The organism is Kitasatospora sp. NPDC048298, from assembly GCF_043201465.1.
Lineage (GTDB): Bacteria > Actinomycetota > Actinomycetes > Streptomycetales > Streptomycetaceae > Kitasatospora.
Window position 1 is genome coordinate 1 of sequence record NZ_JBICYZ010000129.1, and the last position, 9,480, is coordinate 9,480.

The 9,480-nt window shown below is 67.1% G+C and carries 8 protein-coding genes; 4 read left to right on the forward strand and 4 right to left on the reverse strand.

The window, feature by feature from the left end; translation table 11 throughout:
* Nucleotides 1–1,037: 1,037 nt before the first annotated feature.
* Nucleotides 1,038–2,240 carry a group II intron reverse transcriptase/maturase gene (ltrA, locus tag ACGF0D_RS43390; RefSeq protein ID WP_392926019.1) on the forward strand — a complete coding sequence of 401 codons (1,203 nt, stop codon included), beginning with the start codon at nt 1,038–1,040 and terminating at the stop codon, nt 2,238–2,240.
* Between the two features lie 233 nt (nt 2,241–2,473).
* On the opposite strand, the gene ACGF0D_RS43395 is transcribed toward ltrA, so the two are convergent.
* From ACGF0D_RS43395 to ACGF0D_RS43405, 3 genes are all read right to left on the reverse strand, one after another.
* Nucleotides 2,474–3,604, reverse strand: a complete 1,131-nt coding sequence (locus ACGF0D_RS43395; RefSeq protein WP_392926003.1) for a DUF4158 domain-containing protein — start codon at nt 3,602–3,604, stop codon at nt 2,474–2,476.
* A gap of 759 nt (nt 3,605–4,363) precedes the next feature.
* Nucleotides 4,364–5,443: a trypsin-like serine peptidase gene (locus ACGF0D_RS43400; protein ID WP_392926006.1), complete on the reverse strand. Its 1,080-nt coding sequence runs from the start codon at nt 5,441–5,443 to the stop codon at nt 4,364–4,366.
* A 525-nt stretch (nt 5,444–5,968) separates the two neighbouring features.
* The gene (locus ACGF0D_RS43405; RefSeq protein ID WP_392926009.1) at nt 5,969–6,301 is read right to left on the reverse strand and encodes a hypothetical protein; all 333 of its coding nucleotides are present in this window, start codon (nt 6,299–6,301) and stop codon (nt 5,969–5,971) included.
* Here ACGF0D_RS43405 and ACGF0D_RS43410 point away from each other — a divergent pair.
* The 3 genes from ACGF0D_RS43410 (at nt 6,290) to ACGF0D_RS43420 (ending at nt 8,464) form a co-directional block, all read left to right on the forward strand.
* Entirely contained in the window at nt 6,290–6,706 is a 417-nt protein-coding gene (locus tag ACGF0D_RS43410; protein ID WP_392926011.1) for a DEAD/DEAH box helicase family protein, read from the forward strand. The two genes, ACGF0D_RS43405 and ACGF0D_RS43410, sit on opposite strands and share 12 nt — an antisense overlap.
* 91 nt (nt 6,707–6,797) lie before the next feature.
* Nucleotides 6,798–7,019: a hypothetical protein gene (locus ACGF0D_RS43415; protein ID WP_392926013.1), complete on the forward strand. Its 222-nt coding sequence runs from the start codon at nt 6,798–6,800 to the stop codon at nt 7,017–7,019.
* A gap of 341 nt (nt 7,020–7,360) precedes the next feature.
* A complete protein-coding gene (locus ACGF0D_RS43420; RefSeq protein WP_392926015.1) occupies nt 7,361–8,464 on the forward strand; it encodes a tyrosine-type recombinase/integrase in 1,104 nt (367 codons plus the stop codon).
* Between the two features lie 18 nt (nt 8,465–8,482).
* Here the strand turns inward: ACGF0D_RS43420 and ACGF0D_RS43425 are convergent, their stop codons facing one another.
* Nucleotides 8,483–9,382, reverse strand: a complete 900-nt coding sequence (locus ACGF0D_RS43425; protein WP_392926017.1) for an IS3 family transposase — start codon at nt 9,380–9,382, stop codon at nt 8,483–8,485.
* Nucleotides 9,383–9,480: the final 98 nt, after the last annotated feature.

Genomic DNA, 9,480 nt, shown 5'->3' on the forward strand with positions numbered 1-9,480 from the left:
ACCAGGGCGCGGACCGGACCGTCGGCACACAGCAAGGCGTCGGCCAGGTCGAACAGGGCGTCCGCACGGCGGGGCATCGCGGCGTACAAGTCCATTCGAAAGGAGGACAGTTCCATAATTGCCTGCTGGCGAACGGCTTCATGGACGACACTCGACACCGACGGCCTCCGGCTCTGTTGTGCGACTCGACATCACACAGCGTGAGACGGAGGCCGTTGCCTTGTCCGGCAGATCCCCATGTGGGTGACCAGATCGAACAACCTCAAGTCGATCACCGGAGGTAAAACGACAAGCGTACGTCCAGCAGCTCGGGCATCGTCCCAGCTCAAAGGAGGTGGAACGGTGTAACCGGGCGTCAAGCTCAGGGCAGCCAGCCGGTGCAAGTCCGGTCCGGGGAGACGCCAGGGTCCCCGGTAGCTGACTCCCGGCGTCGTTCGAGAGGGCGGCGTCGAAGTGGAGTGACAAGCGTCCTTCGGGGGCGTGCAACCGGCCAGTCCGCAACATGAAGTGAAGCCTGCAGCGCCGTTATTTAACCCCCGCTCCGAGAGGGGCGGGCCAAGAAGGAGCCGAGCCTGTGCTTGACCGGCGAAGGCCATGGAAGGCGTCCCAGAACCTGGAGCGGGCGCTCAAGAACCTTCCGGCGTAAGGGGCGTGGAATGGTCGGACGGTTGTCCTGGGAACTGGAGAGAGCCTCCTCGGCCCCGGGTATGCGGCCCGGGAGTGTGGCTCGCCTATAACCGGCGGAACCGGGAAATGGCGGGCTGTCGAGAGGCAGTCGGAGGGGGTCGTAGTAGTGCCGATCGGCGGGACAACACAACCCGCCGGGAGCGAAGGGCCCCTACTTCATCGATGCGTGACACGAACAAGGAGGTGCCCGGGTGAGTGCCGGAACGGCTATGTCCGCCCGCCGGGAGGACACAGGCCGCGGTGAGCGGCGTCCTCTGGACAAGGTCCGAGCCTTGCAGTGGACGCTCTACCGCTGTGCCAAGCAAGAACCCGAACGCCGGTTCCACGCCCTGTACGGCCACGTCCACCGCATGGACGTCTTGTGGCGGGCATGGTCCAGCGTGAGCACGAACCGGGGCGCCCCCGGGGTGGACGGCATGACCGTCGACCAGGCGGCCGCTTCGGGGGTGGAAGTGTTCCTCCAGGACCTGTCGGATCGGCTGCGGACGCATACGTATCGTCCGTCAGCGTTGCGGCGGGTCCAGATTCCCAAGTCGGGGCGGCCGGGGGAGTTGCGGCCGCTGTCGATCCCCACCGTGGCGGACCGGGTGGTGATGACGGCCACGAAACTGGTCCTCGAACCGGTCTTCGAGGCCCACTTCACCGAGGCCAGCTACGGCTTCCGGCCCAAGAGGTCCGCGATCGACGCGTGCGAGGCCGTACGCGTCGCCGCGAACCAGCGGCAGGAATGGGTGTTCGAGGCCGACATCCGGGACTGCTTCGGGACGATCGGGCATGACGCCCTTGTCGCTCAGGTGGCGAGACGCGCGGTGGACCGGCCGATGCTGAAGCTGATCCGAGCGTGGCTGCGGATGGGGGTGCTGGAGGGTGGGGTGACCTCTCCGACCGGGGCGGGAACCCCACAGGGCTCACCGATTTCCCCGTTGCTCGCCAATATCGCCCTGCACGTCCTCGACGAGGCGTGGCAGGACCAGGGCCGGCGGCTGGGAACCTTGGTGCGCTATTGCGATGACTTCGTGGTCCTGTCGCCGACCAGGGAGCGTGCCGAGCAGGCGCGCGAACTGGCCGAGAGGATGCTGGACGGGCTCGGGATGCGGCTGCATCCGGAGAAGTCCGGCATCGTCTGCCTCACCCGGGGCGGGCAGGGCTTCGAGTTCCTCGGATTCCATCACCGGAAGGTGGAGTCGTGGAAGTGGCGGGGCAGGTTCTACCTGCAACGCTGGCCCTCGGCACGGGCGTTGGGGGTGCTGCGGGACAAGATCCGCGTGGCGACTTCCCGGTCCCGGATCGAACGGCCGGTGTCCGCCGTGGTGGCCGACCTCAACCCCGTCCTTCGGGGATGGGCAGCGTACTTCCGCAACGGCAACTCCGGGCGGAAGTTCAACGCGATCGACGGCTACGTCCACGAGCGGCTGGCGATCTTCGCCAGCCGGAAACACGGCCTGCGGGGCCGGAACTGGACCACCCGTTACACCTACGCGTGGATCAGCCGGCTCGGGGTCTACCGCCTGACCGGGAACGTGCACTGGGCGACAGCGCATGCCAGCCGGTGAACGATGTCGGAAAGCCGTGTGCGGGAGAACTGCATGCACGGTTTGAAGCGGCGGGGACTGGAAACGGAGCATCACGCCACCGCGCCAGTCCCCGACCCTACTAAGGGTTGGTTGTGGGCCGCGGGGCCCCGATGCTGTCCATCATCTGCTGGCCGTCCGGGTCCGCCGGTCGTTGTACGGGCGGCTGGTCGAGATGGAATGGTGCCGGGCGTCAGGGTGCGAAGGCGAGGTAGCTAGCGGTGGCCAGTCCGGAGAAGGTGACGAGCTGGACGGGTTTCAGGCAGGAGAAGGTTGGCCTTGAAGACCTTCTCATTCGCCTTAGCCTCGGCCACCAGGTCCCGCAGCGTCCTCTCGCCGACCACCGGGTACAGGGCTCGCCGCACGATCTCGTCCGGCTTGCCGACCGCCGCGTCAGCGAGCTTGAAGAGGATGCCCTCCTTGCCACGGACCTTCTTCAACTCGGCGGTGAGCTGCCGCTCCACCCGACGCTCGGCACGGGCGTTGATCTTCTGCACCAGGGCGACCAGCAGGTCCACCAGCGCATCGGTGATCTCCGCTTGCCGAGCGGAGCACAGCGCGGCAAGCAGGGTGGCCCGCGCGTCCTCGGCGGTGTCGCGGAAGTCCGAGGGGTACATCTTGATCGCCCGGGCCCGCCACGCGGCCAGCAGCTTCTCCGAGCAGTCCACAAACAGCCCCTCGGGCAGGCCGAACCCGCGCACCGAGTTCAGCTTGGCGATCTCCGCCAGCAGCGACTCCAGCCCCACCGCCCCCGGGTCCTGCTTCAGATCGGCCAGCAGCGCGGCGCCGCCCTCGTTGCCCTCAGCCACCAGCGTCAGCAGCCGGGACACGCACACCTCGCCCAGACGCTCGATGGTCCGCGCGCAGAACGCCTTCTCCGCCCGGGCCTGGGCCGAGGCGATGATGCGGTCGATCCGGCCTGGCGGCTCGATCCGGTCCACCCGACACTGCACCAGCAGGGCGTCCCTCACGCGATCCTCCACCAGCTCGACCGGGCAGACCTCGTCAGCCAGCCATCCGATCAGCCGTTCCTCGTCCGCCCGCGTCGACGGGCGGAACCCCAGTGCCTCGCGGATCTGCGCGCGGTGGTACTCGGCCGTCCGGCCAGTGAGCGAGTACTTCACGAAATCCGAGGCCGGCACCTTCACCAACTCGGCGATGTACTCCACCGCCTGCTGCGGGATCTCCTCAACGGACTCCGGGAACCGGCCATCCAGCTCGAAGAACTTCAGCACCAGGCAGAAACCCAGCCGCGTCGGCCCGGTCTTGTTCGCCACCAGGTCCCAGTCGCCGTCCACCAGCGTCCAGCACGCCACCACGTCTTCCGACGACCACTCCTGTCGCACGTCCCCGCCCTCTCGCCTCAGTCCACGGGATCACCCGACCGGCTCAACGAACCGGCGGCCCCGGGGGAACGGGCGAGCGACCTGACGAACCGTGGACCAGCAGCGCGAGCTACTTTGCGGCTGGGGCCAGCGGTAGGACTCCGGGGCCTCCTCCAGCCGAACGGCAACCTGGAGGCCTGGAACGCGGCTGGGTCGTTTGGGGGCTGGATCAGCTTCAGCGGTGTGGAGTGGTCCTGTGCCGACTGACCGTATTCGGCGGCTCGCCGCCCACACGGCGCTGTGCGGAGCGTCGTTGGTCGTTGCCTCGGTTTGGGGCACCCAGTTGTTCAAGTGCTCTCGACACCGAGCTCGGCCACCTACATTGTTGACAGAAGGTTCTGAGCCTTCTGTGGTGGCTCAGTTGGGGGTCGCGGTACGGCGATAGCCGGCCGGGCTTGGCAGTCGACAGGGGAGGGGGCCCAGGTGTCCGTTGGGCGGGCAGGGGCGGTGCTGTTGGCATTGGGTGGGGTCTTGGTGGCCGCTGGCGGAGTCACGGCGGCGGTCTTCGCCCGGGACTCGGGAGTGGTGGTGAAGCAGGAGAACCTCCCGCTCACCCCGGAGATGCAGGAGTATGTTCAGAACCCGGCAGCGTTCGAGGAATATCTTCGTTCGCATCCTCCGCGGCCTCTGATGGGTGAGATCCGCGAGGGAGGCAAGTAGAGCACCGTTGCGGGGCTGCGCAACTCGGTCAGCGCAGCCCCGCAACCATCGCCCCTGGGATCAGTGGGAGTTGAGCCAGTTGATCACGCCGACGGCGTTACCTCCATGGTTGGACGAGTACATGTAGTTCTCGGTCCAGTTGCCGCTCTCGTCTGCCACCCGGTGGCTGTTGGTTCCCACGATCTGGCTATTCCCTTGGAAGTCGGCGACGATTGGCCCGCCGCTGGCACCGTGCCCCATGTCGCAGGCGAGCTTCAGCCGGTTGTCGAAAGGGTTCCAGTTGCCCGCGTCGACGGCGTTGCCGTGGCAGTACATGGGCTTAGACCCGTTTTGGAACTCGGAGTTGGGGCGATTGTAGCCATCGACCGGGTACCCGAGAGAAGTGACTCCGTTGATGTCGGATGCGCTGTTGAAGCGGTAACCGTAAGCGCCGATCCAGTCCTGGAGATTGCCGTATTCTGATTGCGCGGTAACGATCCCTCCGCCCATGTCGCCCCAGAGGTGGTCGCTGTCATCGGCCCAAGCGGACGAGACAATGATTGACTTGACGGGCCAGAACCCCCAGGGGGCCGTTTCGTCGTACCCTGGCGCGAAGAGGAACTTCGAGTAGAATCCGCCGCCCTTGCCGCTGTGCAAGCAATGGCCGGCAGTCCAGATCGAATTCTTGTTGTTCGCGACGATGACGGCGGCGCTGCACGTTCCGAGCCTATCGTTGCCGGCGTCGAAGAAGAGTCGACCAGTGATGTTGATGTCCGGCCCGAGAGGTGAGGCGAGGTCCGAGCGTGACAGATCCCCGATCGTGGCAGCCGTTAGCGGCGAGGTCTGAGCCGCTTTCTGGCGCAACCTGAGCGGCGCGACCGAATCTGCGGTGGCAGCCTTGGCGGCCTGTGGCTCGACTTCTACGTGACGAAGCGTCCGTTCGTGTGCCTTGCCAGCGGCGTCCTTGATGACTGTTGGTGCAGGCAGTGGGTTGGCGGTGGCCTGACGGATCCGCTCGGGTGTCCAAAAATCAAGGACGGACTGTTCGGGCTCGGGCGTGATCCATGATGTGACGCCGTTCTCCGGAGTCTCCGAACTGACGGGGACGTCGGGGGCGGCCTTGGCAATACTGGCTCCGGCTGCCGACATGGCCAGGATCACGGCGGCTATGAAAGTGCTGCGAAATCTCAACTCTTGCTCCATCCATTCGATTTGCGGCACACGGTTTGCTCGCGGCGTATTTCGACCGTAGCGGCGGACCGATGATCGAATAGTCGGCAATGTGCTGTTGGCTGGAAATGCTCGCTAACATGTCTCAAACCCCGTGCGGGCTTTCCGGGAAAAACCCAAAGAGGATCCTATTGATCAATAGTGGGCGATGCCCCTAAAGGGTGTGTCAGGTGAAATCAATCCAGATGGCGACATGTCGGATTAATATTGGAACGGGCTCCCGTTTGTCGGGATGGTCGCGCGTTGAGTCTCTTCGCCAACTGAATACTTGAAGATGCCTGCGAAACTCCACGTCAGGGCAACTTCGGGCGAGGTAGGCGTAGCATGTCGGGCGGCGAGATCGCGGTGTAGCGGAAGCCGTATGATGGCTTCCGGCGCGGGGAATGTCTGTTCGGAGTCTCTGTGAACGTCCCGTCGACCGCAGAACCCACCCTGGGGGAGCTCCAGCGCGCTCTGCTACAGCTCCGCGAAGACCAGCGGGACGGCATCGCGGGACTGCGCGAGAATCTGCGAGCTGACCTTCAGGTTCTTGCCGGCCGTATCGAGTAGGCCGTAACCAAGGACGTCTACTCGTCCGACCAGCGATAGATCGACCAGCGAATCGTCGTCATCGAACGAGACCTCACCGTCGGAGACCCGCGCCCGGGAAGCGGCCGAGACGTCGGCGGTCGCGGGTCGGCGGTCGCGGGTCGGCGGTGGCTGGTCGGCGCGTTCCTCGCACCACGGGTCGTGGCCGCGATGCAGCCGTCCGCCGCCTGCGCCGGTGTGGTGAACCCGTTGCCGTTGCACTGGTTCCAGAAGGACGCCGTCGCCGCCGCGGTGCGCGAGGTGAAGAACGGCGGCCGGGCGACAGTCGTCGCGGCGACCGGCTCCGGGAAGACGTTGATCGCGGCGGGCTGCGCCCGCCGCCTGGCCGCGCGCGGCGTCGTCCTGGTCCTGGTGCCGACGATCGAACTCCTGGAACAGACCCCGGAAGCGTGGTCGCTGAAGGGCGGGCGCCGGGGCCTGGTGGTGGCAGCCTGCTCGCGGGAGGAAGCGCTGGAGAGTGCGGAGGCCGGCGGCCGGGTGCGGGCGCAGGTGTCGACGCAGGCCGCGCGGATCGCGGACCTGGTCGCCTCGGCGAAGCCGGGCGACCCGGTGACGGTGTACGCGACCTACGCGTCGCTGGAGCGGATCGTCCAGGCCCACCAGTAGTTCGGCCTGCCGGCCTGCGACCTGGTCGTCATCGACGAGGCGCACCGCACCGCGGGGGCGGAGGGCAAGGCCTGGGCGGCCGTGCACGACGATGCCCAGGTCCCCGCCCGCCATGTTCGCCACCACGCCCACTGGGTACAGCGTGTACATGCTCTTCGGCACCGCCGGCAACATCACCTTCCAAGCCACCGTGGGCCCCATCCCCGTCATCCGCGACCGCGACCCCTTTGGCACCTACGTCCCCGAGCCGACTCTGCCAAACGGCAACCTCGACATCATTCCCCGGTACGACGACCCGTTCTGGTCGCACTGAACCACCACCCGGCAGCGCTCGAGGCGAGCCGAACTCTCGAACAAGCTCAGCACGATCCCGTCCTGGCCCAGTGCCCCGAACTCGACGCCCTCACCAGTCACGTCAGGTCCTTCGCCCAGATGCTCACGGGGCGTGAGGGCGAGCGGCTACCACAGTGGATCGACGCGGTCCGGCGCGACGACCTTCCTGGTCTCCACACCCTTGCCGTCGGACTTGAACGCGACCTGGACGCCGTAATGGCCGGCCTGACTTTGACCTGGAGTTCGGGAGCGGTCGAAGGCCATGTGAACCGAATCAAGATGCTCAAGCGACCGACGCGAGTGACGGAGGGTGGTGGACCGGTGGGGTTCAACGGGTCGATCCCAGGTGCGGCACGACTGCACCTGGTGGACGGAGTCGCGCTGCTGCGGCCGGAGGAACAGGTCTTCACCGCGATGCTGACCGGGTTCGCCAACCAGCAGCTCGCGCGGAACCTGGCCCGGACGACGGTGGAGGGCCGGGAGAACACGGTCAAGGCGTTCGCCGCGTACGTGAACACCTACCCGTGGCACTGGACACCGGCGATGGTCGACGAGTGGCTGGGTGACCTGCGCTCGCTGAGAGATCTGCGCCGTTCCACGATCCGGTCCTACTCGGAGGCGGTCCGGGCGTTCTGCCACTTCGTCACCGACCCGCTCTACAACTGGGCGGCGACGTGCGAGGAGCGGTTCGGCACCCACCCGGTCCAGGTCGTTCACGAGTGGAACACCGCGGTGCACGTCCAGGACAACGAGGCCGACGCGAAGAAGCGGGCGTTCACCAAGGCCGAGCTGCACGCGTTCTTCGAGCACTGCGACGACGAGGTCGCCCGGATCCGGGCCTTCGGCCGCAAGGGCTGGCTGCCGGCGTTCCGCGACGCCACCCTGTTCAAGACCGCCTACGCCTACGGGCTGCGGCGCAACGAGACGCGGATGCTCGACGCCGCCGACTTCGGCCGCAACCCGCACGGCGCCGAGTTCGGCGGGTTCGGCCGCTGCCAGGTCCGGTTCGGCAAGGCCAAGAAGGGTTCACCGCCCAAGCGCCGCGGCGTGCTGACCGTGTTCGGCTGGACCCCCGATGTCCTGGACGAGTGGTTCACCGAGGTCCGCCCGCTGCTGGGCACCGACGGTAACCCGGCGGCCTGGCCGTCCGAGCGCGGACTGCGGATCGGCTGCCAGCGGATCAACTCCCGCTTCATCGCCTACCGCAAGGCCCTGGGCCTGGACGACGGGCTGGACTATCACTCCTTCCGGAGGTCCTACGTCACCCACCTGATCGAGGACGGCTGGGATCCCCGCTTCGTCCAGGAACAGGTCGGTCACGAGCACGCCAGCACCACGTCCATCTACACCTGCGTCTCCTCGGACTTCCGCACCCGCACCCTGCGCCGGCACCTGGACGCCACCGTGGCCCGGGCTTTGCCCTAATTCGTAGACACTTGCCTGCTATGCCACCAGGTCCAGGCTATCGATACTGGTGGCGTGCTGTCGTTCGTAGTCAACGGGGCTCCGGTAGCCGAGGGCGGAGTGACGCCGTCGGCGGTTGTACCAGGCCATCCAGGTGAAGACCGCGGTGCGGGCCTGCGGTCTGGTCATCCAGCGCGAGCCGTGGAGCAGTTCGCGCTTGAGAGTGGCGAAGAACGACTCTGCGAGGGCGTTGTCGTAGCTGGAGCCGACCCGGCCCATCGAGCGCCGTATGCCGTGCGCCCGGCAGACCTCGGCGAACGCCCCGGACGTATATTGCGCGCCGCGGTCCGAGTGAAAAATGACCCCGCGCACGTTGCCGCCGCGGGCGTCGACCGCGGCGGCAACGGCGTCGACGACCAGGCTGGCGCGCATGTGCTCGGCGAGCGACCAGCCCACGACCCGCCGCGAGTGCATGTCGATCACGGTGGCCAGGTACATCCAGGCGCCGCCGACCGGCAGGTACGTGATGTCGCCGCACCAGCGCACGTCCGGCGCCGCAGCCGCGAACACCCGTCCGACCAGGTCCGGTGCCGGTGGCACGCTCCGGTCCGCGACCGTCGTGCGGACCGTGCGCCGCAGGTGACGGCCGGCGATCCCGCGTTCGCGCATCACGCGCGCGACTCGCTTGTGGTTCACCGGACCGTGCCGCTCCCGCAACTCCCGGGTGATCCTCGGGACGCCGTACGCGCCGTTCGACTCGTCGTGGATCTCCTCGATGGTCGAGGCGAGCTCGTCCTCTGCCGCCTTCCGTGCGGCGCGGACGGGTGCCGCAGCGATCCACCGGTAGAACCCGGACGCCGAGACCCTCAGCGCCCGGCACAGCCGCTGTACTCCGTACAGGTCACGATGGTCGGAGATGAACCGCCAGCGGCCGGTCATCGGCCCATCGCCGAGTAGCCGGGGGGAATCTCACCCCCCGGCCCTCACAGAACCGTGCTTAACAGTCTCCCGTTACACGGCTCTTGTCGTTCTGATCA